The sequence below is a fragment of the Arenimonas caeni genome (assembly GCF_003024235.1).
GTDB classification, from domain to species: Bacteria; Pseudomonadota; Gammaproteobacteria; order Xanthomonadales; family Xanthomonadaceae; genus Arenimonas; species Arenimonas caeni.
This window is the reverse complement of the sequence record NZ_KZ679096.1, coordinates 59,503-82,537: the sequence shown is the minus strand read 5'-3', so window position 1 is coordinate 82,537 and position 23,035 is coordinate 59,503. Positions and strand designations below refer to the sequence as shown.

Annotated in this window: 24 protein-coding genes; 15 read left to right on the top strand and 9 right to left on the bottom strand. The window is 70.3% G+C overall.

Going from position 1 to position 23,035, the window contains the following annotated elements:
* Nucleotides 1-345 precede the first annotated feature (345 nt).
* From C6N40_RS11530 to glmU, 10 genes are all read left to right on the top strand, one after another.
* A complete protein-coding gene (locus tag C6N40_RS11530; protein ID WP_162782203.1) occupies nt 346-717 on the top strand; it encodes an ATP synthase subunit I in 372 nt (123 codons plus the stop codon).
* 21 nt (nt 718-738) lie between these two features.
* Entirely contained in the window at nt 739-1,539 is an 801-nt protein-coding gene (atpB, locus tag C6N40_RS11525) for a F0F1 ATP synthase subunit A (protein WP_106991185.1), read from the top strand.
* Between the two features lie 53 nt (nt 1,540-1,592).
* Nucleotides 1,593-1,877 carry a F0F1 ATP synthase subunit C gene (atpE, locus tag C6N40_RS11520; RefSeq protein ID WP_106991179.1) on the top strand — a complete coding sequence of 95 codons (285 nt, stop codon included), beginning with the start codon at nt 1,593-1,595 and terminating at the stop codon, nt 1,875-1,877.
* A gap of 92 nt (nt 1,878-1,969) precedes the next feature.
* A complete protein-coding gene (locus C6N40_RS11515) occupies nt 1,970-2,440 on the top strand; it encodes a F0F1 ATP synthase subunit B (RefSeq protein WP_106991178.1) in 471 nt (156 codons plus the stop codon).
* Between the two features lie 12 nt (nt 2,441-2,452).
* Nucleotides 2,453-2,983, top strand: coding sequence for a F0F1 ATP synthase subunit delta (locus tag C6N40_RS11510; RefSeq protein WP_106991177.1), 531 nt, complete (start codon nt 2,453-2,455; stop codon nt 2,981-2,983).
* A gap of 58 nt (nt 2,984-3,041) precedes the next feature.
* Entirely contained in the window at nt 3,042-4,586 is a 1,545-nt protein-coding gene (gene atpA / locus C6N40_RS11505) for a F0F1 ATP synthase subunit alpha (RefSeq protein ID WP_106991176.1), read from the top strand.
* An 80-nt stretch (nt 4,587-4,666) separates the two neighbouring features.
* Nucleotides 4,667-5,530, top strand: coding sequence for a F0F1 ATP synthase subunit gamma (atpG, locus tag C6N40_RS11500; protein WP_106991175.1), 864 nt, complete (start codon nt 4,667-4,669; stop codon nt 5,528-5,530).
* Nucleotides 5,531-5,570: 40 nt separating this feature from the next.
* Complete coding sequence (gene atpD / locus C6N40_RS11495) at nt 5,571-6,980, top strand: F0F1 ATP synthase subunit beta (RefSeq protein WP_106991174.1); 1,410 nt, start codon at nt 5,571-5,573, stop codon at nt 6,978-6,980.
* Between the two features lie 23 nt (nt 6,981-7,003).
* On the top strand, nt 7,004-7,429 hold the full coding sequence (locus C6N40_RS11490) for a F0F1 ATP synthase subunit epsilon (RefSeq protein ID WP_106991173.1): 426 nt from the start codon (nt 7,004-7,006) through the stop codon (nt 7,427-7,429).
* 127 nt (nt 7,430-7,556) lie between these two features.
* Complete coding sequence (glmU, locus tag C6N40_RS11485) at nt 7,557-8,924, top strand: bifunctional UDP-N-acetylglucosamine diphosphorylase/glucosamine-1-phosphate N-acetyltransferase GlmU (RefSeq protein ID WP_106991172.1); 1,368 nt, start codon at nt 7,557-7,559, stop codon at nt 8,922-8,924.
* Between the two features lie 10 nt (nt 8,925-8,934).
* Here the strand turns inward: glmU and C6N40_RS11480 are convergent, their stop codons facing one another.
* Genes C6N40_RS11480 through C6N40_RS11455 form a run of 6 tightly spaced genes read right to left on the bottom strand, consistent with a single transcriptional unit; the run spans nt 8,935 to nt 16,209 of the window.
* Nucleotides 8,935-10,251 carry a sensor histidine kinase gene (locus C6N40_RS11480; protein WP_338024603.1) on the bottom strand — a complete coding sequence of 439 codons (1,317 nt, stop codon included), beginning with the start codon at nt 10,249-10,251 and terminating at the stop codon, nt 8,935-8,937.
* Nucleotides 10,252-10,256: 5 nt separating this feature from the next.
* Nucleotides 10,257-11,606, bottom strand: coding sequence for a sigma-54-dependent transcriptional regulator (locus C6N40_RS11475; protein ID WP_106991171.1), 1,350 nt, complete (start codon nt 11,604-11,606; stop codon nt 10,257-10,259).
* 15 nt (nt 11,607-11,621) lie between these two features.
* Nucleotides 11,622-12,848, bottom strand: coding sequence for an ABC transporter permease (locus C6N40_RS11470; protein ID WP_106991170.1), 1,227 nt, complete (start codon nt 12,846-12,848; stop codon nt 11,622-11,624).
* An 11-nt stretch (nt 12,849-12,859) separates the two neighbouring features.
* Nucleotides 12,860-14,176, bottom strand: coding sequence for an ABC transporter permease (locus tag C6N40_RS11465; RefSeq protein WP_106991169.1), 1,317 nt, complete (start codon nt 14,174-14,176; stop codon nt 12,860-12,862).
* A gap of 11 nt (nt 14,177-14,187) precedes the next feature.
* Nucleotides 14,188-14,907: an ABC transporter ATP-binding protein gene (locus C6N40_RS11460; protein WP_106991168.1), complete on the bottom strand. Its 720-nt coding sequence runs from the start codon at nt 14,905-14,907 to the stop codon at nt 14,188-14,190.
* 33 nt (nt 14,908-14,940) lie between these two features.
* The gene (locus C6N40_RS11455; protein ID WP_106991167.1) at nt 14,941-16,209 is read right to left on the bottom strand and encodes an efflux RND transporter periplasmic adaptor subunit; all 1,269 of its coding nucleotides are present in this window, start codon (nt 16,207-16,209) and stop codon (nt 14,941-14,943) included.
* A 220-nt stretch (nt 16,210-16,429) separates the two neighbouring features.
* Between C6N40_RS11455 and glmS the strand changes: the two genes are divergently transcribed.
* Together glmS and C6N40_RS11445 are read left to right on the top strand one after the other, a co-directional pair.
* A complete protein-coding gene (gene glmS, locus C6N40_RS11450; protein WP_106991166.1) occupies nt 16,430-18,253 on the top strand; it encodes a glutamine--fructose-6-phosphate transaminase (isomerizing) in 1,824 nt (607 codons plus the stop codon).
* A gap of 10 nt (nt 18,254-18,263) precedes the next feature.
* Nucleotides 18,264-18,446: an oxidoreductase-like domain-containing protein gene (locus C6N40_RS11445; protein WP_425477710.1), complete on the top strand. Its 183-nt coding sequence runs from the start codon at nt 18,264-18,266 to the stop codon at nt 18,444-18,446.
* Here C6N40_RS11445 and C6N40_RS11440 read toward each other — a convergent pair.
* Nucleotides 18,437-19,387 carry a polysaccharide deacetylase family protein gene (locus C6N40_RS11440; protein WP_106991165.1) on the bottom strand — a complete coding sequence of 317 codons (951 nt, stop codon included), beginning with the start codon at nt 19,385-19,387 and terminating at the stop codon, nt 18,437-18,439. The two genes, C6N40_RS11445 and C6N40_RS11440, sit on opposite strands and share 10 nt — an antisense overlap.
* Nucleotides 19,388-19,467: 80 nt before the next feature.
* On the opposite strand from C6N40_RS11440, the gene C6N40_RS11435 reads away from it, so the two are divergent.
* On the top strand, nt 19,468-20,046 hold the full coding sequence (locus C6N40_RS11435) for an LOG family protein (RefSeq protein ID WP_106991164.1): 579 nt from the start codon (nt 19,468-19,470) through the stop codon (nt 20,044-20,046).
* A gap of 4 nt (nt 20,047-20,050) precedes the next feature.
* On the opposite strand, the gene C6N40_RS11430 is transcribed toward C6N40_RS11435, so the two are convergent.
* Together C6N40_RS11430 and C6N40_RS11425 are read right to left on the bottom strand one after the other, a co-directional pair.
* Nucleotides 20,051-20,443: a TfoX/Sxy family protein gene (locus C6N40_RS11430; protein ID WP_106991163.1), complete on the bottom strand. Its 393-nt coding sequence runs from the start codon at nt 20,441-20,443 to the stop codon at nt 20,051-20,053.
* Between the two features lie 22 nt (nt 20,444-20,465).
* On the bottom strand, nt 20,466-20,954 hold the full coding sequence (locus tag C6N40_RS11425; RefSeq protein ID WP_106991162.1) for a GAF domain-containing protein: 489 nt from the start codon (nt 20,952-20,954) through the stop codon (nt 20,466-20,468).
* A 93-nt stretch (nt 20,955-21,047) separates the two neighbouring features.
* On the opposite strand from C6N40_RS11425, the gene bioD reads away from it, so the two are divergent.
* Together bioD and C6N40_RS11415 are read left to right on the top strand one after the other, a co-directional pair.
* A complete protein-coding gene (gene bioD / locus C6N40_RS11420) occupies nt 21,048-21,719 on the top strand; it encodes a dethiobiotin synthase (protein WP_106991161.1) in 672 nt (223 codons plus the stop codon).
* Between the two features lie 147 nt (nt 21,720-21,866).
* Nucleotides 21,867-23,024, top strand: a complete 1,158-nt coding sequence (locus C6N40_RS11415; protein ID WP_106991160.1) for an efflux RND transporter periplasmic adaptor subunit — start codon at nt 21,867-21,869, stop codon at nt 23,022-23,024.
* Nucleotides 23,025-23,035 lie beyond the last annotated feature (11 nt).

Sequence of the window (23,035 nt, the reverse complement as noted above, 5' to 3'; positions counted from 1 at the left end):
CGCCTTATCGGTAGTGCACCTGGCCGACACTGCCCCGGGCTTGGCGTAAGGGCAAGAAAAGGCCGCCCGGAGGCGGCCCCGGTCCGGGGTCCGGACCCGGGTAGTCTGGCGCAGGGCACCACAGGCGCGGCTGGTTCCGTCCGGTTTAGGGGCCTCCGCATCAGCCCCGACATCAGGCGGCCTCGGGCCGGCGGACCACGATTCCAGGCCGGGCCGCCCGAAGCCGGTAGACTCCCGCCGGAACAGGCGGAATTCCCGCTTTTAGCCCTTGAGAAGCACCCGCGCGCCCACGTATAATTTTGGCCCCTGCTCGGGGGCTGTAGTCCGGGCTTTAAGGATCCACCCGTGTCCCGAATCCCTGTTGCCGGACCCCGGCTGGCGCGAAAAACCGCGCTGGCGCAAATGGTTACGGGGATGGTCGTGGCTGGCGCCGCCGGGCTGATGTCCGGACCCAAGGCGGCCGCCGCGGCTGCCCTCGGTGCGGTTGCGATCGTCCTGGGCTCGCTGCTGCTTGCGAGGGCCCTGGTCGGTGGCGGGGTCCATTCGGCAACCGGCGCCCTCGGGCGGCTGTTGCTGGGGATGGTTGGCAAGTGGGTGCTGGTCGCGGCCGTGTTCGTGCTCGCGATAGGCATCTTGAAGCTGCCGGTGCTCCCGCTGATCGCGGGCCTGGCGGCGGCGGTTGTCGCCTCCATGGTGGCGGCGGCCAGGGCAAGTTGAACAATTCCTAGGTTGGACACGATGGCCAGCGAAGCCGAACTCACCCCGACGAGCTACATCCAGCACCACCTCAAGAACCTCACCATCACGGTCGATGACAGCAGCACGTTCTGGCAGCTGCACGCCGACACGCTGATCATGGCTGTGCTGATGGGCCTGGTGATGGTGCTCGGCTTCTGGCTCGCCACGCGCCGGGCCACCTCCGGCGTGCCGGGCAAGTGGCAGGCCTTCGTCGAGATCGTGCTCGAGTTCGTCGACCAGCAGGCGCGCGACGCCTACCCGGGCCGCAGCAAGCTGGTGACCCCGATCGCCATCACGCTGTTCTTCTGGATCCTGATGATGAACCTCATCAAGATGATCCCGGCCGACTTCTTCGCCATCCCGCTGGCCGCGGTGGGCGTGGACTACTGGAAGCCGGTGCCGACCGCCGACGTCAATGCCACGCTCGGCATGTCGATCAGCGTGTTCTTCCTGATGATCTTCTTCGCGCTGCGTGCCAAGGGCCTGGGCGGCTTCGTCCATGAGTTCTTCACCGCGCCGTTTGGTCCGTGGATGTTCCCGGCCAACATCCTGCTCAACATCGTCGAGCTGGTCAGCAAGCCGGTTTCTCTGGCCATGCGACTGTTCGGCAACATGTACGGCGGCGAGATCGTGTTCCTCCTGATCTGGGTGCTCGGCGGCGTGGGTATCGCCGGCGCCATCGCGGCAGGCGTGTTCGGCCTCGGCTGGATGCTGTTCCACCTGCTCGTGATCCCGCTGCAGGCCTTCATCTTCATGATGCTCTCGATCGTGTACCTGAGCCTCATGGAAGAGCACCACTAAACCGCTCCACCCTTTCCTTTCTTTCCACCAGTAAATCCGCTCGGAGAATCACCATGGAAGCTCTCGCCCTTCTCGCCCAGGTTCAGGCCTCGACCATCCTGGCCATCGGCATCATGATCGGTCTCGCCGCCCTCGGCGCCGGCCTGGGCCTGGCCATCATGGCCGGCAAGTTCCTCGAGTCCGCCGCCCGCCAGCCGGAGCTGATCCCGGTGCTGCAGGTCCGCATGTTCATCACCGCCGGCCTGATCGACGCCGCGTTCATCATCACCGTCGCCGTCGGCCTGATGTTCGCCTTCGCGAACCCGCTGGTCGGCGAGTTCGTGTCGCGCCTGGGCTGATCGCCCACCAAGGCCCGGCTGGCCCCTGCCAGCCGGGTTGGATCGCATCGGCCCCTTCGGGGGCCGCGCAAGCCACCGGATAGAGCGCCGTCATGAACATCAATGCCACTTTGCTCGCGCAGGCCCTGGCCTTCGCGGCCCTGATCTGGATCATCGCGACCAAGATCTGGCCGCCGCTGCTGGCCGCCATCGAGGAACGCCAGAAGAAGATCGCCGAAGGCCTCGCCGCCGCCGATCGCTCGAAGCGTGACCTCGCCCAGGCCGAGGAGAAGGTCAACGAGGTCCTGCGCGAAGCCCGCGCCAAGGCCAACGAGATCATCGCCCAGGCCGAGGCCCGCCGCGCCCAGATCATCGACCAGGCCAAGGACGAAGCCGTGGTGGAAGCCAAGCGCATCCGCCTGCAGGCCGACGCCGAGATCGACGCCGCCGCCACCCGCGCCAAGGAAGAGCTGCGCCGCCAGGTCGCCGCCCTCGCCGTGGCCGGCGCCGAGCGCCTGATCCGCAAGGAGATCGACGGCAACGCCCACAAGGCGCTGCTCGACGAGCTCGCTTCCGACATCTGACGCAGGCCCGCCATGAGCCAAGCCATCACCCTCGCCCGCCCGTACGCCCGCGCCGCCTTCCAGCTGGCGCAGGCGCGCGGCACGCTGCCCAACTGGTCGGCCCTGCTCGGCTTCGCCGCGCAGGTCGCCGCCCGCCCGGACGTCCAGGTGCTGTTCGGCCACCCGAAGGTGGAGTCGGCCACGCTGGCCGCCCTGGTGCAGCCGCCGGGCGACATCAACCCGGAGTTCCAGCGCTTCCTGGCGCTGCTGGCCGACAACGGCCGGCTGGCGCTGCTGCCGGAAATCGCCGGCCTGTACGACCAGCTCCGCGCCGAAGCCGAGCGCGTGGTCAAGGCCAAGGTGACTTCGGCGGTGCCCATGGAGGCCGACGCGGTCGAGCGCATCAAGGCTTCGCTCAAGCGTCGCTTCGGCCGCGAGGTCGAGCTGGCCACCGAGGTCGACCCGGCCCTGATCGGCGGCGCGGTCATCGACGCCGGCGACCTGGTCATCGATGGATCGCTCCGCACCAAGCTGGCGCGCCTCGGCGCGGCGCTGGCGAACTGAATCCGTTTTTCCTTTGAACCAAGCGCCGGCCCCGGCCGGACGACCCAGGGACATACCCATGCAGACGCTCAACCCGTCCGAAATCAGTGAACTGATCAAGGCCCGCATCGAATCGGTCGCCCTGTCGGCCGAGGCCCGCAACGAAGGCACCGTCACCTCCGTGTCCGACGGCATCGTGCGCATCCACGGCCTGGCCGACGTGATGCAGGGCGAGATGATCGAGCTGCCCAACGCCACCTACGCACTGGCGCTGAACCTCGAGCGCGACTCGGTCGGCGCCGTGGTGCTGGGTGACTACGAGCACCTGCGCGAAGGCGACGCCGCCAAGACCACCGGCCGCATCCTCGAAGTGCCGGTCGGCCCGGAACTGCTGGGCCGCGTCGTCAACGCCCTGGGCGAGCCGATCGACGGCAAGGGCGCCCTCAACGCCAAGCTGACCTCGCCGGTCGAGCGCGTGGCCCCGGGCGTCATCTGGCGCCAGTCGGTGGCCCAGCCGGTGCAGACCGGCTACAAGTCGGTCGACAGCATGATCCCGATCGGCCGCGGCCAGCGCGAGCTGGTGATCGGCGACCGCCAGACCGGCAAGACCGCCCTGGCGATCGACGCGATCATCAACCAGAAGGGCTCTGGCATTAAGTGCGTCTACGTCGCCATCGGCCAGAAGAACTCCACCATCGCCAACATCGTGCGCAAGCTCGAGGAAAACGGCGCCATGGCCTACACCACCGTCGTGGCGGCTTCGGCCTCCGAGTCGGCGGCGATGCAGTACATCGCCCCGTACGCCGGCTGCGCCATGGGCGAGTACTTCATGGACCGCGGCCAGGACGCCCTGATCGTGTACGACGACCTGTCCAAGCAGGCCGTCGCCTACCGCCAGATCTCCCTGCTGCTGCGCCGCCCGCCGGGCCGCGAAGCCTACCCGGGTGACGTGTTCTACCTGCACTCGCGCCTGCTCGAGCGTGCGGCCCGCGTGTCGGCCGAATACGTCGAGAAGTTCACCAACGGCGAAGTGAAGGGCCAGACCGGCTCGCTGACCGCGCTGCCGATCATCGAGACCCAGGCCGGCGACGTGTCCGCGTTCGTGCCGACCAACGTGATCTCGATCACCGACGGCCAGATCTTCCTCGAGACCGACCTGTTCAACGCCGGCATCCGCCCGGCCGTGAACGCCGGTATCTCGGTGTCCCGCGTCGGCGGTGCCGCGCAGACCAACATCATGAAGAAGCTCTCGGGCGGCATCCGCATCTCGCTGGCGCAGTACCGCGAGCTGGCGGCCTTCGCGCAGTTCGCCTCGGACCTCGACGAAGCCACCCGCAAGCAGCTCGAGCGCGGCCAGCGCGTCACCGAGCTGATGAAGCAGAAGCAGTACGCGCCGATGTCGATCGCCCAGATGGCGCTGTCGATCTACGCCGTCAACGAGGGCTACCTCGACGACGTGCCGCTGAACAAGGTCCTGGCCTTCGAGTCCGGCCTGCACGCCCACATGGCCAACACCCAGGGCGAGCTGGAGAAGAAGATCGTCGAGACCGGCGCCTGGGACAAGGACATCGAGGCGGTGTTCAAGCAGCTGATCACCGAGTTCAAGGCGACCGGCAGCTGGTGATCCTTGTGGGCGGGCCCCCGGGCCCGGCCCCGCGAGTGATCGGGCCTGAAGGCCCTCCAACAGGAAGCTAAGGAAGAAACATGGCAGGCGGCAGGGAAATCAAGACCAAGATCAAGAGCGTGCAGAACACCCGCAAGGTGACGCGCGCGCTCGAGATGGTCTCGGCGTCGAAGATCCGCAAGGCCCAGGACCGCATGAAGGCGTCGCGTCCCTACGCGCGCCTGATGCGCCAGGTCATCGGCCACATCGCCCAGGCCAACACCGAGTACGTGCACCCGTTCATGGCCAAGCGCGAGCAGGTCAAGCGCGTGGGCTACGTCATCGTCTCCACCGACCGCGGCCTCTGCGGCGGCCTGAACTCGCAGATGTTCCGCCGCATCCTGGCCGACATGCGCGGCTGGCAGGAGAAGGGCGCCGAGGTCGACGTGGTGTGCATCGGCCAGAAGGCGTCGGTGTTCTTCCGCCGCCTGAAGGTGAACATGGTCGGCTCGGTCACCCACCTGGGCGAGAAGCCCGAGCTGAGCCAGCTGGTCGGCGTCATCAAGGTCATGCTCGACGGCTACGCCGACGGCAGCCTCGACCGCGTCTTCCTCTGCTACAACGACTTCGTCAACACCATGGTCCAGCGCTTCACGCAGGACCAGCTCCTGCCGCTGCCGACTCCCGAGAAGCTCGAGAGCAAGCACGACTGGGACTATCTGTACGAACCCGACGCGGCCACCGTGCTCGACCAGGTCATGACCCGCTACGTCGAGTCGCTGGTCTACCAGGCCGTGCTCGAGAACCTCGCCTCCGAGCATGCGGCGCGCATGGTGGCCATGAAGGCGGCCTCCGACAACGCGACCAAGCTGATCGGCACGCTGAACCTGATCTACAACAAGGCGCGCCAGGCGGCGATCACCCAGGAAATCTCCGAAATCGTAGGCGGCGCCGCGGCTGTTTGACGCGACGCAACCACCAAGCATCAGAACCGAGGAAACAGCAATGAGCCAGGGCAAGGTTGTTCAGATCATCGGCGCCGTCGTCGACGTCGAGTTCCCGCGCGCCGACGTGCCGAAGGTGTACGACGCGCTGAAGGTCGAAGGCACCGAGATCACCCTCGAGGTGCAGCAGCAGCTGGGCGACGGCGTCGTGCGCACCATCGCGCTCGGCTCGACCGACGGCCTCAAGCGCAACCTGGTCGCCATCAACACCGGCAAGGCCATCTCCGTGCCGGTCGGCAAGGAGACCCTGGGCCGCATCATGGACGTGCTCGGTCGCCCGATCGACGAGGCCGGCCCGGTCGCCACCAAGGACCAGTGGGAAATCCACCGCGCCGCCCCGTCCTACGAGGACCAGTCCTCGGCCAACGAGCTGCTCGAGACCGGCATCAAGGTCATCGACCTGATGTGCCCGTTCGCCAAGGGCGGCAAGGTCGGCCTGTTCGGCGGCGCCGGCGTCGGCAAGACCGTCAACATGATGGAGCTCATCAACAACATCGCCAAGCAGCACTCGGGCCTGTCGGTGTTCGCCGGCGTGGGCGAGCGTACCCGCGAGGGCAACGACTTCTACCACGAGATGAAGGACTCCAACGTCCTCGACAAGGTGGCGATGGTGTACGGCCAGATGAACGAGCCGCCGGGCAACCGCCTGCGCGTCGCGCTCACCGGCCTGACCATGGCCGAGTACTTCCGTGACGACATCGACCCGGCCACCGGCAAGGGCCGCGACATCCTGTTCTTCGTCGACAACATCTACCGCTACACCCTGGCCGGTACCGAAGTGTCGGCGCTGCTGGGCCGCATGCCGTCGGCCGTGGGTTACCAGCCGACCCTCGCCGAGGAAATGGGCGTCCTGCAGGAGCGCATCACCTCCACCAAGACCGGTTCGATCACCTCGATCCAGGCCGTGTACGTGCCCGCGGACGACCTGACCGACCCGTCGCCGGCCACCACCTTCGCCCACCTCGACGCCACCGTCGTGCTGTCGCGCAACATCGCCTCGCTGGGTATCTACCCGGCGGTCGACCCGCTCGACTCCACCTCGCGCCAGCTCGACCCGAACGTGATCGGCAACGAGCACTACGACACCGCGCGCAAGGTCCAGGCCACGCTCCAGAAGTACAAGGAGCTCAAGGACATCATCGCCATCCTGGGCATGGACGAGCTGAGCGAAGAGGACAAGCAGGTCGTGGCGCGCGCCCGCAAGGCCGAGCGCTTCTTCTCGCAGCCGTTCCACGTCGCCGAGGTGTTCACCGGCTCGCCGGGCAAGTACGTCACGCTCAAGGAGACCATCCGCGGCTTCCGCATGATCGTCGACGGCGAGTGCGACCACCTGCCGGAGCAGGCGTTCTACATGGTCGGCGGCATCGACGAAGCCTTCGAGAAGGCCAAGAAGATGGGCGTCGCGGCTTAATCCGCAGCCTTTAGGAAACCGACATGGCATCCACGATCCGTTGCGACATCGTCAGCGCCGAGGAAGAAATCTTCCGCGGCGACGTGCAGATGGTCGTCGCCACCGGCGAGCTGGGCGAGCTGGGCATCGCGCCCAAGCACGCCCCGCTCATCACCCGGCTCAAGCCGGGCCAGGTGCGCGTGATCCTCGCCAACGGCGAAGAGCAGTTCTTCTACGTCTCCGGCGGCATCCTCGAGGTGCAGCCGCAGGTGGTGACGGTGCTCACCGACACCGCCATCCGCGCCGCCGACCTCGACGAGGCCCGCGCCAAGGAAGCCAAGGCCGAGGCCGAGCGCATCCTGGCCAACCGCGGCGAGGCCATGGAGATCGCCGAGGCGCAGGCCAGGCTGGCCGAGGCCCTGGCCCAGCTGCAGGCCCTCGAGCGCCTGCGCAAGAACCTCAAGCACTGAGGACGGCGCCCGCGCCGACCGATCCGAGAACGCCGGCCACGTGCCGGCGTTTTCGTTTCCGCCGGCGAAAAACCCGGCTGGCGGACTCGGCGGCGCGGGCCGATACTAGCCGCCACGGAGGAAATCGATGAGCCAGGCACTGCACGTGATCATCCTCGCCGCCGGCGAGGGCAAGCGCATGAAATCGCGCACCCCCAAGGTGCTCCAGCGCATCGCCGGCCGGCCCATGCTCGGCCACGTCATCGCCACCGCGCGCGAGCTCGGCGCCGCCGGGATCCACATCGTCTACGGCCATGCTGGCGAGCAGGTGCGCGCCGCCTTCGACGGCGAGGCCGACCTGCGCTGGGCCGAGCAGGCCCGCCAGCTCGGCACCGGCCACGCGGTGCAGCAGGCCATGCCCGGCGTGCCGGAGAACGCCCGCGTGCTCGTGCTCTATGCCGACGTGCCGCTGATCACCGCCGACACCCTGCGCGGGCTGCTGGAGGCCGGGCGCGAGCGCGCCGCCGTGCTCACCGAGCAGCTCGCCGACCCCACCGGCTACGGCCGCGTGCTGCTCGACGGCAACGGCGACGTGCAGGCCATCGTCGAACACAAGGACGCCGACGAAACCCAGCGCAAGGTGCGCCTGGTGAACACCGGCGTCATCGCCGCCCCGGCCGCGGACCTGCGCCGCTGGCTGGGCCAGCTGGGCAACGACAACGCCCAGGGCGAGTACTACCTCACCGACATCTTCGCCATGGCCCGCGCCGACGGCCGCGCCGCGGCGCACACGTCCTGCCGCGTCCCGGGCGAGGCCGAGGGCGCCAACGATCCGGTGCAGCTGGCCCGGCTCGAGCGCGCCTTCCAGCTGCGTGCGGCCGAGGCGCTGATGCGCGCCGGCGTGCGCCTGGCCGACCCGTCGCGCTTCGACCTGCGCGGCAGCGTCGAGGCCGGCAGCGACGTCGAGATCGACGCCAACGTCGTGCTCGAGGGCCGCGTGGTGCTCGGCGACGGCGTGCGCATCGGCCCCTTCTGCAGGCTGCGCGACGTCGAGCTGGGCGCCGGTACCGTGGTGCAGGCGCACTGCGACCTCGAGGGCGTCGTGGCCGCGGCCGGTTGCACGCTCGGCCCGTTCGCGCGCCTGCGCCCCGGCACCGAGCTGGGCGAGCGAGTGCACGTCGGCAACTTCGTGGAGATCAAGAAGTCGAGCCTGGGCGAGGGCAGCAAGGCCAACCACCTGAGCTACATCGGCGATGCCCTGGTCGGCAGCCGCGTCAATATCGGCGCGGGCACCATCACCTGCAACTACGACGGCGTGAACAAGTCCACCACCCGCATCGGCGACGGCGCCTTCATCGGCTCCAACAGCTCGCTGGTGGCGCCGGTGGAGATCGGCGAGGGCGCCACCATCGGCGCCGGCAGCGTGATCACCAGGCATGCGCCGGCCGACAAGCTGACCGTCGCCCGCGTGCGCCAGGTCACCCTCGACGGCTGGCAGCGCCCGACGAAGAAGTAAGGCAGGAGGTTCAGGCTTCGGTGACGGGCAGCACGAGCGACACCTGCAGCCCGCCATCCTGGCGGTTGGCCAGGCTGATGCGGCCGCCGTGCGCCTCGGCGATCTCTCGCGCCAGCGCCAGGCCCAGGCCGGTTCCGCTGCGCTTGGTCGAATAGAACGGCACCAGCGCATTGGCCAGCACCGCTTCGCTCATGCCGGTGCCGCGGTCGAGCACGTCGATGCGCAGCACGCCCGGCGTCCGGCGCACGCGCAGCATCACCCCGGCCGTTTCCGTTCCCGATTCGTGCGCGTTCTTGAGCAGGTTCAGCAGCGCCTGCTCCAGCTGCGGCACGTCCACGCGCATTGGTTCTTCCGGCAGCGGGCCGTCGATGCCGAACTCGATCTGGCTGCGCAGGCGGTCGACCAGCGGCCTCCAGCTGGTCGCCTCCAGCCGCGGCGCCGGCAGCTTGGCGAAACGGGCGTAGCCCCGGATGAAACCCTCGAGGTGGCGGGCCCGTTCCTCGATCATCGCGAAGATCTCCCCGAGCCGCTCATGCTGTCCGCGCCGGGTGAGTTCGGCGCCGGAATGCGCCAGCGAGGCCACCGGCGCCAGTGAGTTGTTGAGCTCGTGGCTGATCACCCGGATCACCTTCTTCCAGGTCTGCACCTCCTGGCGCCGCAGCTCGGTGGTGAGCTGGCGCAGCAGCACCAGCTCATGCGGACGGCCGTTGAGCCGGAAGCCGCGGCGGGCGAGGTGGTACACCTCTTCCTCGTCGCCTTCGCCCACCGAGAACAGCCCGTCGCCGCCGCGGTCCATGGCCTCGGCCAGGGCGGCCGGCGCCGCCGCCACCAGCGCGGCCATGGCCAGGCCCTCGATACGACGCCCGTCGTTGAGCAGCCGGCGTGCCGCCAGGTTGGCGTAGACCACGTGCCCGCCCTCGGCGACCAGCAGCATCGCCACCGGCGTGTTCTGCACCATCGTGTCGAGCAGCAGTTCGCGCTGCACCAGGCCCAGGCGCTGCTCGCGCAGCACGCCGCCGAGCTCGTTGTGCGCGGCCACCAGGTCGCCGAGTTCGTCGTCGTGGCGCCAGCGCAGGCCGAAGCTGAAGTCGCCGTCGCGATAGCTCAGGGCCGTGCCTGCCAGGGCGCGGAACAGGGACAGGGCCGGCCGAACCAGGCGCCGCATCAGCCACAGCGACAGCAGCAGGCCGACGCCGATGCCGATGCAGGCCGCGAGGAAGCGGCTGCCCAGCAGCGGGGCCAGCCACAGTGCCAGTGCCACCGACGTCGCGGCGATGCCGGCGCTGGCCAGGGCCAGGCTGCCGGCGATCGAGCGGCGCATGCGCATGCGGGTCAGGGCCGGGCGATGCCCAGCCGCTCCATCCGCCGGTACAGGGCCTGCCGGCTGAGCCCCAGTTCCGACGCCGCCTGCGCGACCACGCCGCCAGCGCTGGCCAGCGCACGCTCGATGCTGGCACGGTCGAGCTCGGGCTCGGCCGCGACCGGCGCGGGTAACGGCACCGACAGGCCCAGGTCGCCGACCTGGATCTCGCTGCCGGCGCCGAGCAGGCAGGCGCGCTGGATCACGTTCTTGAGCTCGCGCACGTGGCCCGGCCAGGCGTGCCGCTGCAGCGCCTGGGCCGCGCCCTCCGACAGCGTCTTGCCGGGCGCGAGGAAATGCCGGGCCAGCGGCAGGATGTCGCGCGGGCGCTCGGCCAGCGGCGGGATGCGGATCTCGATCAGGTTGAGCCGGTAGTAGAGGTCTTCGCGGAAGCGGCCTTCGCGGATCATCGCCGGCAGGTCGGCATTGGTGGCGCTGACCACGCGCACCTTGACCTGGATCTCGCGGTTCGAACCCAGGCGGCTGAAGCGCCCGGTCTCGAGCACGCGCAGCAGCTTCACCTGGCCCTCCATCGGCAGGTTGCCGATCTCGTCGAGGAACAGCGTGCCGCCGTCGGCGGCCTCGAACTTGCCCTCGCGCGCCTTGCCGGCGCCGGTGTAGGCGCCGGCCTCGGCGCCGAACAGTTCGGCTTCGATCAGCTCGGAGGGCAGGGCGCCGCAGTTGAGCGTCACGAACGGCCCGTCCTTCACCGAAGAGTTGGCCTGCAGGATCTCGGCGATCTTCTCCTTGCCGGACCCGTTCGGGCCGGTCACCAGCACCGGCACGTCGGCGCGCGCCACCTGGGTGGCCAGGCACAGCACGCGTTCCATCGCCGGGTCCGCCCAGACCAGCCCGCGCAGGTCGAAGCCGCGCTCGAGCTGGCTGCGCTGGCGCTGGTCGCGGCGCGCGCACTCGGCCATGGCGCGGTTGGCCTGGCCGAGCTCGAGCAGGTTGGCCACGGTGGCCAGCAGCTTGCGGTCGTCCCAGGGCTTGGCCAGGTAGTCGGCGGCGCCGGCCTTGACCAGGTCCACCGCCGCCTCGAGGTGCGTCCAGGCGGTAAGCAGGATCACCGGCAGGTCCGGGTGCGCGGCGCGGATGGCGCGGAACAGCGCCTCGCCTTCCTCGCCCGAGGTGGTGTCGCGGGTGAAGTTCATGTCCTGGATCACCAGGTCCACCGGTTCACGCGCCAGCAGCGCCAGCCCTGCCTCGGGCGACTCCGCGCGCAGGGTGCGGTAGTCGTGCAGCGAGAACAGCACTTCCAGCGCGGCAACCACCGACGGGTTGTCGTCGATCACCAGCAGGGTGGCTTGGGCGGCGGGCATGTGGCTAGCCTACCCTCAGGCCGTGCGGGTGGCGATGGCCGGCGGCACCGCGGCGGCGCGCCAGGCCGGCCCCAGCACCGCCAGCAGGCCCAGCACCCACATGGCGACCGTGGTCACGCCCAGATAGAAGACCGGCAGCCGCGGCAGATCCATGGTGGAGACCAGGAAGTTGTTCAGGCCCACCGCCAGGGCGATGCCCGCGGCGATGCCGGCCGTGGTGATCATCAGGTTCTCGAGCAGGAAATAGCGCAGGATGTCGGCCCTGCGGGCGCCGATGGCGCGGCGCACGCCGATCTGTTTCCGGCGCTGGTTCACCCACAGGCTGGCCATGCCGACGATGCCCGATGCGGTGATGAGCAGCAGGAACACGGTGACGGCGATCAGCAGGCCGGCCATCATGCGTTCGCCGGCGTAACGCTGGTCGCGCGCCTCGGCCAGGGTGCGGCGGCCCAGCAGCACGCGGTCGCTGCTGTTGGCCAGCAGCACCTTCTCGACCTCGGCCATTACCTGCTCGTGGCGGCCCGGCTCGGTGCGCACCGAATAGCGGGTGAAGGGGTCGAGGTAGCGCACCGGCAGGATCAGGCTGTACTCGGCCGCCTCGCCCAGGTTGGCCCAGGGCGTCTGCAGCCTGTCGACCACGCCGATCACCTCGACCGGCGGATTGTCCGGACCGCCCAGGTAGACCGGCTTGCCCAGCACCGAGGCCTCGCCCGGCCACAGGCGCTCGGCCATGGTGCGGGTGACGATGACCACGGACGCCTGGTTGCGGTCCTGCGCCGGGTCGGACTCGATGTAGTCGCCGGGCTGGAAGTCGCGGCCGTCGACCAGCGTCAGGCCAAAGGTGTCGATGATCGACTCGGGGGTGAAGTACTGGCCCGCGTTGGTCACCGGAGAGGTCTGCTGGTCGGGCGAGACGACCACCGGGCCCACGCTCCAGCCCGAACGGCCCAGCGGCACCTGGTTGGTCCAGGCCGCGGCAACGACGCCCGGCACGGCGCGGATCGATTCGATGTCGCGCAGCTGCATGCCGCGCACGTCGCTGATGGCGCGGTGCGGGTAGAAGCGGATCTCCGAGACGTTGGCCTCGTCGGCGCCGGAGGGCCGCGATGCCGTGGCCAGGCGGTCGCGGATGATGTAGAGCGCGTTGCAGACGATGGCCAGGGTGAGCGCGACCTGCGCGGCGATCAGCAGCGGGGCGGTCTTGTTGCGCAGCATGGCCGAAAGGATGGGGCGGAATTCCATGGCGGCGTTCCTTATTGGCTCTTGAGCTGGAGGGCGGGCACGACCTGGCAGGCGCGCCAGGTGGGCAGCAGGCCGGCGACCACGGCGGACACCACCGAGACCAGTACCGCCACGGTGGCCATCGGCGCGTCGAGGTGGGTGAGCTGGGCCAGGCCGTCGTTGAAGCCACGGATGAAGGCGAGCGCACCGAAGGTCAGTGCGATGCCGACGCCGGCACCGACCAGGCCGATCACGGCCGCTTCGGTCAGGTACTGGCGGAAGATCTCGCCGCGCGAGGCGCCGAGGGCACGGCGCACGCCGATCTCGCCGGGACGGGCGCTGAACTTGGCCAGCAGCAGGCCGACCGTGTTGACGAGGCACACCAGCAGGAAGCCGAAGCTCAGCCAGGTCGAAGTGCGGGTGTCGTCGCTGACCACCTCGCGCACGTCCAGCCACTCGCGCACGTCGTAGAGCCGGTTGTTCAGCGGTGCCTCGAAGCGGCCCAGCGCCTTCTGCTCGGCGACGTAGGCATCGAGGTAGTCGGCGTGCCGGCCGCGCTCGCCGGCGCTCCCGAGCTCCACCCAGTACTGGACCCAGTTGCACTCGCCCTCGACCAGGCCGCGGAAGCCGGGCGACGGCGGCGTGGAGTTGCAGCTCACGTTGCCGTTGACCTGGAACTCGCGGGCGATCGCCGCGCGCACCGGTATGTAGATGTCCTCGCTGGTGTCGAAACTGCGGCTGCCGACCAGGCGGTAGAACTTCGGCACCGGGTTCCAGTCGTCGACCACGCCGATCACTTGGAACTCCTCGTCGCGCGCGCGGATCACCTGGCCAACCGGGTTCACGCCCTCGCCGTAGATCCGCTCGGCCAGGCCACGGCTGATCACCGCCACTTGGGCGCCGCGCTGGTCGTCGGCCTCGGTCCAGGCCTGGCCGTGCAGGAATGGCACTTCGAACATGGTGAAGAAGTCGCGGCCCACCGCCAGGCCGTCGCTGAAGAAGGGCGGCAGGTCGGGGCGGCCCGAGTCGATCGGCGGGCTGACGCCGTACAGCGGCGTGCGGCGCACGCCTTCGCCGGCCTCCCAGAGCGCCAGCGCGTCGCGCAGGGTCAGCTGCTCGGGCGGTTCCGGGTCGGTGCCGGGGCCGTTGCCGACCGGGCGGTTGTCGAGCAGCGGTACGAACAGCAGGTCGGATTTGCCCGGGATCGGGTCGCCGGACATGCCGCGCAGGATCGTCAGGGTGGTCATGGATGCGGCCACGCCGACCGAAAGCGTCAGCACCATCAGGGCGGTCAGGACCGGGTTGCGGCGCAGGCTGCGGAAGCCCAGGCCCAGGTAGTAACGGAACATGGCGGGCTCCTTCAGGCGGTGGCGGCGCTGGCGGCGGCCGCGGCGAGGCTGCGCGCGGTTTCCGGGGTCAGGTCGCTGACCTGGCCGTCGATGATGTGCACGTTGCGGTGGGCGCGCGCGGCCAGCTCCGGGTCGTGGGTGACCATCAGGATGGTGGTGCCGCCGGCGTTGATCTCCTCGAGCAGCTCCATCACGCCACGGGCCATCTGCGAATCGAGGTTGCCGGTCGGCTCGTCGGCCAGCAGCAGCTTGGGCGAACCGGCCAGGGCGCGGGCGATGGCCACGCGCTGCTGCTGGCCGCCCGAAAGCTCGGCCGGGTAGTGCTTCATGCGCGAGGCCAGGCCGACCTGGGTGAGCGCCTGCTCGATGCGGCGCTTGCGTTCGGCGCCGCCGAAGCCGCGGTAGCGCAACGGCACGTCGACGTTGTCGAACAGGTTCAGGTCCGGGATCAGGTTGAAGCCCTGGAAGATGAAGCCCAGCTTCTCGTTGCGCAGCCGCGAGCGGGCGTTGTCGTCCAGGCCGCGCACGTCCACGCCGTCGAGCCAGTACTCGCCGCCGGTGAACTCCTCGAGCAGGCCGGCGATGTTGAGGAAGGTGGTCTTGCCCGAGCCGGAGGGGCCGGTGACGGCGACGAACTCGCCTTCCTTCACGTGGATGTCGAAGCCGCGCAGGGCGTGGGTCTCGATCATGTGGGTGCGGTAGACCTTGCTCAGGTTGTTCATGCGCAGCATGGCGGTGTCCTTGGTCGAGGTAAGGGGGAGGGGTCAGTCGTTGATGGCGACGCGCTCGGCGTCCCCGAAGGTGTCGGTGCCGGAAATCACCAGCCGTTCGCCGGGGGCGACGCCCTCGAGGATCTCCACTTCGCCGACGCTGGTGGCGCCCAGGCGGATCGGCCGGCGCACGGCGATGCCGTCCTCGACCACGTAGGCGAAGCGTCCGCCGAGCTGCTCGACGAAGGGGCCGCGGGCCACCTTGACCACGTCGGGCTTCTCCTCGAACAGCACGCGGGCGGTGACGCGCTGGTTCTGGCGCAGGCCGGCAGGCTGCCCGCCCTCGAAGCGCACGCGCACCAGTACCTGGTTGTTCACCACCTCGGGCGAGATCGCCGAGATCTTGCCGGCCTGCGAGTTGGCGCCGATGCGGACCTCGGCGGCCATGCCCAGGCCCAGGTCTTCGGCATAGGACTCGGGCATTTCCAGTTCGACCTCGAGCCGGCTCAGGTCCACCACGGTCATCAGCGGCGAGTTGGCGGCCACCACGGCGCGGTCGGCGATGCTGAGCGTGCCGATGATGCCGGCCACCGGCGCACGCACGTTGAGTTCGTCGACGCGGCGCTCGAGGTTGGCGGTGAGCAGGCGCTGGCGCTCGAGCAGCTGCTCCTGGGTCTTGAGCGCCAGGGCCACGTCCTGCGCCTCGAGCGCGGCGGCGCTGCCGGCGTGCTTGCTGCGGATGTCGGCGCTGGCCATGGCGTCCTTCGCCCGCAGGTACTCGACTTCCGGGATCGCACCCAGCTCGTAGCCGCGCTGGGCGCGCTGCAGGTCGCGCGTGGCGGCCAGGCGGGTCACCTCGGCGTCGTCGGCCTCGCGCTGCGCCAGCAGGCTGGCCTTGCGGGCCAGGATGCGCTGGCGCGCGACCTCGGCTTCGAGCTGGGCCAGGGTGGCCTGCTCGCGCTGCAGTTCGTTGTGCAGTTCGGGCGAATCGATCTCGGCCAGCACCTGCCCGGCCTCGACGGTGTCGCCGGCCAGGATCCGCAGCGTCACGGTGCCGCCGGCCGGGGCGTACAGGGTGGGGCTGACGGCGGCCACGACGCGGCCGTTGGCGCTGGCGTCGCGCACCAGCAGGCCGCGGCTGGCCTCGGCCAGGCGCAGGCGCTCGGCCGACACCGAGCGGGCGCTGCCGACCCAGCCGCTGAGCACCCAGCCCAGCACCACCACCGCAAGCACCGCGGCGCCTGCCAGCCACAGCGGCCCGCGCGGGCGGGGCGCCTGGGCGGGATCGAGGCTTCGGTCCTGGGCGGAGGTGTCGCGGATCATGGGGCGTCCTGGCAGGGAAGGTCTGCCTGGAGTGTTGCAAGCCCCGTGCCAAGGCCAAGCCATTGAAAAAAATAGGGTTTGTATCTGTCCGCGGCGTCCGCGGACCCTCGCCCCGGACAGCGGCGCGGACGCCGGGCCGGGCCTTGCGAATCCTTCGCCCGCGGAATGCCACAAGCTTCACTTAAACTCCCGGGTCAGCCCCCAGAGGAATGCACCATCCATGTGTGGAATCGTCGGCATCAGCGCCAACCGGCCCATCGTCCAGCACCTGATCGCCGGGCTCGCCGCGCTTGAGTACCGCGGCTACGACTCGGCCGGCGTGGCCCTGGTGGGCGCCGACGGCATCGCCCGCCTGCGCGCCAAGGGCAAGGTGCGCGACCTGGTCGCCCTGCAGGCCGAGACCGGCCTGGACGGCAACTGCGGCATCGCCCACACCCGCTGGGCCACCCACGGCGTGCCGAGCGAGCACAACGCGCACCCGCACGTCTCCGGCCAGGTGAGCGTTGTGCACAACGGCATCATCGAAAACCACGCCAGCCTGCGGGCCGAGCTGCAGGCGGACGGCTATGAGTTCAGCTCGCAGACCGACACCGAGGTCGTCGCGCACCTGCTCGAGCGCGCCCAGCGCGGCGGCATGGACCTGCTGGCCGCGGTGCAGTCCGTCGTCAGGCGCCTGCACGGCGCCTATGCCATCGCCGCCGTGTCGGCGCGCGAGCCTGGCCGCGTGGTCGGCGCCCGCTACGGCGCGCCGCTGATCGCCGGCCTGGGCGAGGGCGAGCAGTACCTGGCCTCCGACGTGCACGCCCTGCTGCCGCTGACCAAGCGCTTCATGTACCTCGAGGAGGGCGACGTCGTCGACGTCACCGTCGCCGGCATCACGGTCTACGGTGCCGATGGCCAGCCGGCCGCGCGCGAGGTGAAGGAATCGCACTTCAGCGCGGACGCGGTCGAGCGCGGCGAGTACGCCCACTACATGCTCAAGGAAATCCACGAGCAGCCGGTGGCCGTGGCCGACACGCTCGAGGGCCGCATCGCCGGCGGCAAGGTGCTCACCCAGATCCTCGGCGTCGACGCCGAGAACCTGCTGGCCGACACCCAGGCCGTGCACATCATCGCCTGCGGCACCAGCTACCACGCGGGCCTGGTGGCGCGTTACTGGATCGAGCAGCTGGCCGGCGTGCCCTGCACGGCCGAGATCGCCAGCGAGTACCGCTACCGCGACCCGGTGGTGAAGGAAGGCACGCTGTTCCTCACCATTTCCCAGTCCGGCGAAACCGCCGACACCCTGGCCGCGCTCAAGCTCGCGCGCGAGCGGCCGTACCTGGCGCGCATGGCGGTGTGCAACGTGCCCGAGTCATCGATCGTGCGCGAGTCCGAGCTGGTGCTCATGACCCGCGCCGGCCCGGAGATCGGCGTGGCTTCGACCAAGGCCTTCACCACCCAGCTGGTGGCGCTGGCGCTGTTCTCACTTGCGCTCGCCCGCGCCAAGGGCCTCGACGACGCGCGTTACGCCGACGGCGTGCGCCAGCTCGAGCAGCTGCCCGGCCACATCGCCGAGGTGCTCAAGCTCGACGATGAGATCCGCGAACTGGCCGAGGCCTTCGTGGGCAAGCAGCACGCGCTGTTCCTGGGTCGCGGCACGCACTGGCCGGTGGCCATGGAAGGCGCGCTCAAGCTCAAGGAAATCTCCTACATCCACGCCGAGGCCTACGCCGCCGGCGAGCTCAAGCACGGCCCGCTGGCGCTGGTGGACGAGGACATGCCGGTGATCGCGGTGGCGCCCAACGACCACCTGATCGACAAGCTCAAGTCCAACCTCGAGGAAGTTCGCGCCCGCGGCGGCGTGCTCTACGCCTTCGTCGACGAGACGGTGGCCCACGGCCTCGACGCCGCCCGCGTGGTGGTGATGCCGGCCGCCGGCGAAATCGCCGCGCCGGTGATCTCCACCATCCCGCTGCAGCTGCTGAGCTACCACGTGGCCGTGTTGCGCGGCACCGACGTCGACCAGCCGCGCAACCTGGCCAAGTCGGTCACGGTGGAATGAGGGCGGGTCGGTGAACGCCGGGCCGCCCGCCCACGACCCGCGGCCGATGCCGCCCGAGAAACCACTGCCCGGTGACTGCTGCGACGGAGGCTGCGACCCCTGCGTGCTCGACACCTACGCCGAGGCGATGGAGCACTACCGCGAGCAGCTGGCGCAGTGGCTGGCGCGCAATCCGGGCGCCGATCAGGGCTGAGGCGCCGGCAGCAGCCCGCGTTCGACGAACAGTTCGCGCAGCGCCGCCTCGTCCTCGAGCGGGTGCACCAGCTCATGCGGCGCGCGGCCGGCGACGCGGGCCAGCGCCGCGACGCGGCCCTGGCCGTTGAACAGGGTGTCGGGCGCGGAACCGGCGATCGGATCCTCGTAGGCCTCCGCGGCCGGGACGACCTGCCAGCCGTCGGCGCGCAGGGCGGCCACCAGGTCGGTGATGAACAGCGCGGCGAGGTCGTTTTCGTGCAGCAGCAGCACGTGCGCCGGCGAGCGACCCAGGGTCTCGCGGCCGATTCCGTCGTAGAAGCGCACGGCATCGAGCAGCACCCCGACGTAGAGCCGGCGCAGGACATCGCGGTCGAAGTCCGGGTTGGCCGCCAGCGCCTCGGCGGCCAGCACGTCCAGGTACCAGTCGTAGTTGTCCACCGTCACGTAGCCATTGCGCAGGCCCAGCGCCGACAGGCCCTCGCGCGCCGCGTCGCGCTGCGCCGCATCCTTGCCTTCGTCAAGGAACGGATAGCGGAAGAACGCCGGGGCGAAGCCCAGGGCCGACAGTCGCTCGTTGGCGGCGCGCACGTCGGCCAGGTAGGCGTCTGCTTCGGAGCGGCGCAGCCAGGGATGCGCGTGCGAATGGTTGCCGATGGCGTGGCCGGCGTCGGCATAGGCGCGCAGGCGCGCGGCGCCGTCGGGGGCAGCATCGAGGTTGGAGGTGGTGGCGAAGACCAGCGCCCCCTGCACGCCCGCCGCGTCGAGCCCGGCCACCAGGCGGCGGGTCCGCTCGGCCCCGGTGAAGAAGGCGCCGTCGGCGCGGGGCGCATCGTCGAAGCTCAGGGCGATGCGGCGCGCGGCGGGCGCCTGCGCGCCCGTGGCCGGGGAGATGGGGAGGGTCGCCAGGGCGGCGGCGAACAGCAGGCAGGCCAGGCGCATACAGGATCCCGTTGGATGGTGCGCGGACCATAGCCCCGCCGGTGGCACAATGGCCTCCCCCACAGGTCACGGGTCGAACCATGCGCGTCTGCGTCTACGCCGCCTCCAGCGCCAAAGTGGCGCCCGAATTCCACGCCGCCGCGCGCGCGCTGGGCGAATCGCTGGCGGCCGGGGGCTGCTCGATCGTCTACGGCGGCAGCTCCCAGGGCCTGATGGGCTCGCTGGCCGACGGCGCGTTGTCGAAGGGCGGCGAGGTAGTCGGCATCCTGCCCAGGTTCATGGCCGACCTCGAATGGGGCCACCCGGGCCTGACCCACCTCGAGCTGGTCGAGGACATGCGCGAGCGCAAGCACAAGCTGCTCACCGGCTCGGACGCCGTGGTGGCGCTGCCGGGCGGCTGCGGCACGCTCGAGGAGTTGTTCGAGGCGATCACGCTCAAGCGCCTGGGCATCTACTTCAACCCGATCATCCTGCTCAACGTGCGCAATTTCTACGCGCCGCTGCAGGGCTTCATGCAGCAGGTGATCGAGGAGCGCTTCATGAACCCGGAGCACGCGGCCATGTGGCAGCTGGTGGACGCCGTCGACCAGGTGCTGCCGACGATCCGCGCCACGCCGAAGTGGCGCGAGGACGCGCGCGAGTACGCGGTGGTGCGCTGAGGCCTCAGTCGTCGCGCGAGGACGAGGGGTCGTCGAAACCGAAGTCCGGTTCGGCCATGGCGCCTTCGTCGTCGCCGTCGAGGTGCACGGTCTTCACCGGCGCGGCGGCGGGCATGCGCTTGCCCTTGGGCAGCGGCAGCTTGGCCACTTCCTCGCCGGCGGCGGCCACCAGCTCGTTGCGGCGCTCGTCCGGCACGTCCTGCCAGTGGCAGCCCAGGATCGCGCCTTCGAGCGCGTAGAGCAGGTTGAGGCTGGGCTTGAAGCCGGCGCGCTTGACGCGCACGAACGCCGCCAGCGCGCCGACCGCCACGAGGTCCTCGTGGGTGCGGATGCCGGTCTGGCGCAGCCAGGCCGCCGACTTGGGCCCTATGTTGCGCAGCTTGTTCCCCTCGCTCATCGTCCTGTCTCTCCCGGCGGGTTCAGGCCGGTTGCAGCGACTGTATGAACGCAGCAGCGATGGCTTCGAGGCCAGCCTGGTCCTCGGCGTCGAAGCGATCGGGGAGGGGACTGTCGAGGTCGAACACGCCCAGCAGCGCGTCGCCGGCGTACAGCGGCACCACCAGTTCCGAGCGCGACGCCGAGTCGCAGGGGATGTGGCCCGGGAACGCATCGACGTCGGGCACGCGCTGCGTCTCGCGGGTGGCGGCGGCCGTGCCGCAGACGCCGCGGCCAAGCGCGATGCGCACGCAGGCCGGATGGCCCTGGAAGGGGCCGACCACCAGCTCGGTGCCGTCGAAGAAGTAGAAACCCACCCAGTTCAGGTCGGGCAGGGCGTGGTAGACCAGGGCCGAGAGGTTGGCGGCATTGGCGATGCGGTCGCGTTCGCCGTGCATCAGGCCGCGGGCCTGTTCGAGCAACTGGGCGTACTGCTCGGCCTTGGTGCCGGTGAGGGCGGACTGCGCGAACATCGGCGCTCCAGGATCGTGGGTGGGACGCTATTGTATGGGCTCGCGCGGACGCGCGCGGGAGGACGCCATGCAATGCACCGTTGGGAAAGCGCCATGAAGCGCGGCTGTTTCGTCACCGGCACCGACACCGGCGTGGGCAAGTCCTTCGCCGCCGTCGCGCTGCTGCACGCGCTGCGTCGCGACGGTGGGCCGGCGGTCGGCATGAAGCCGGTGGCCAGCGGCAGCGTCCGTACGCCGCAGGGCTGGCGCAACGAGGACGCGCTGGCCCTGCAGGCGGCCAGCGCGCCGCGGCCCGACTACCTGCTGGTCAATCCCTACGCGCTGCCCGAGCCGACCGCGCCGCAGATCGCCTCGGCGCTGGCGGGGGTGCGGGTCGAACTGCCGACGCTGCTGGCCGCGCATTCCGCGCTCGCCGGGATGGCCGGTGGCAGGGTCGTGGTCGAGGGCGTGGGCGGGTGGCTGGCGCCGCTGGCCGACGGACTGGAACAGTCCGAGCTGGTGCGTGCGATTGACCTGCCGGTGGTGCTGGTGGTCGGGCTCAAGCTCGGCTGCCTCAACCACGCCCGGCTCACGGCCCGGGCCATCACCGCCGACGGCTGCCGCCTCGCCGGCTGGATCGGCAATGCCGTCGAGCCCCCGGGCCCGCATTCGGACGCCTACCTCGGCCTGCTGCGCGCGGCCCTGCCGGCCCCCTGCCTGGGCCTGCTTCCGTATGCCCCCGGTGCCGACCCGGCAGATCTGGCCCTGAACCTGTCCGCCGACTGAACCACCGGCCCGCCGGGGGCGGGAGAACCGCGCCGGAGGTGGGTTCCGGCACTTGACAGGCCCGGATCCAAAAATAGAATGACCGTTCATTCTTTCTGGTCGGCGCCTTTTGGCGCGGCCGCCGCTTTCCCTTTCCGAGGCTTTCCCATGTCCGTTTCCCCCCGCTCCTGGCGCCCGCTGGCGCTGCTGCTCGGTGCCGGCGTCGCGCTGGCTGGCTGCTCCGGCGAAGCCGGGCAGATGCAGATGCCCGCGCCCGAAGTCACCGTGGTGACGCTCAAGAGCCAGCCCGTGCCGCTCACCCGCGAACTGGCCGGCCGCACCGTGCCCTTCGTGGTCGCCGAGGTTCGCCCGCAGGCCACCGGCATCGTCCGCGAGCGACTGTTCGACGAAGGCGGCCTGGTCAAGGCCGGCCAGGTGCTCTACCAGCTCGACGACGCCACCTATCGCGCCGCGCGTGACGCCGCCGCCGCCAACCTGGCCCGTGCCCGCGCCTCGGCCGAGTCGGCGCGCCTGGCCGCCGAGCGTTCCACCGAGCTGGTCAAGGAAAACCTGGTCAGCCAGCAGGACCACGAGCGCACCCAGGCTGCCGCCGCCGAGGCCGCCGCCGACGTGGCCGCCTACCGCGCCGCGCTGCAGTCGGCCGAGGTGAACCTGGGTTACACCCGCATCAGCTCGCCCATCGACGGCCGCGCCGGCAAGTCCAGCGTCACCCAGGGCGCCCTGGTCAACGCCAACCAGGCCCAGGCGCTGGTGACGGTGCAGCAGCTCGACCCGATGTACGTCGACCTGGCCCAGTCGGCCAGCGAGCTGATGCAGCTGCGCAAGGACATCGAAGCCGGCCGGCTCGAGCAGGACCGCATCGGCGCGACCCTGCTGCTCGAGGACGGCAGCGCCTACCCGCACGCCGGCGTGCTCGAGTTCACCGACGTCACCGTCGACCCGGGCACCGGCAGCTACGCCCTGCGCGTGCGCGTGCCCAACCCCGACCACCTGCTGCTGCCGGGCATGTACGTGCGCACGGTGGTCGAACTGGGCACCCGCCCGGAAGGCGTGCTGGCGCCGCAGCAGGGCATCAGCCGCGACCCGAAGGGCAACGCCACCGCGCTGGTGGTCACCGCCGAAGGCACGGTCGAAGCGCGCGTGGTGCAGGTCAGCCGCACCATCGGCGACCAGTGGCTGGTCGACGCGGGCCTGCAGGCCGGCGACCGCATGATCATCGAGGGCCTGCAGAAAGTGCAGCCCGGCGCCCCGGCGCGGGCGGTCGAAGCCGGCGAAGCGCCGGCCGACGCCAACGTCGCCGAATAAGCAGGGGATCC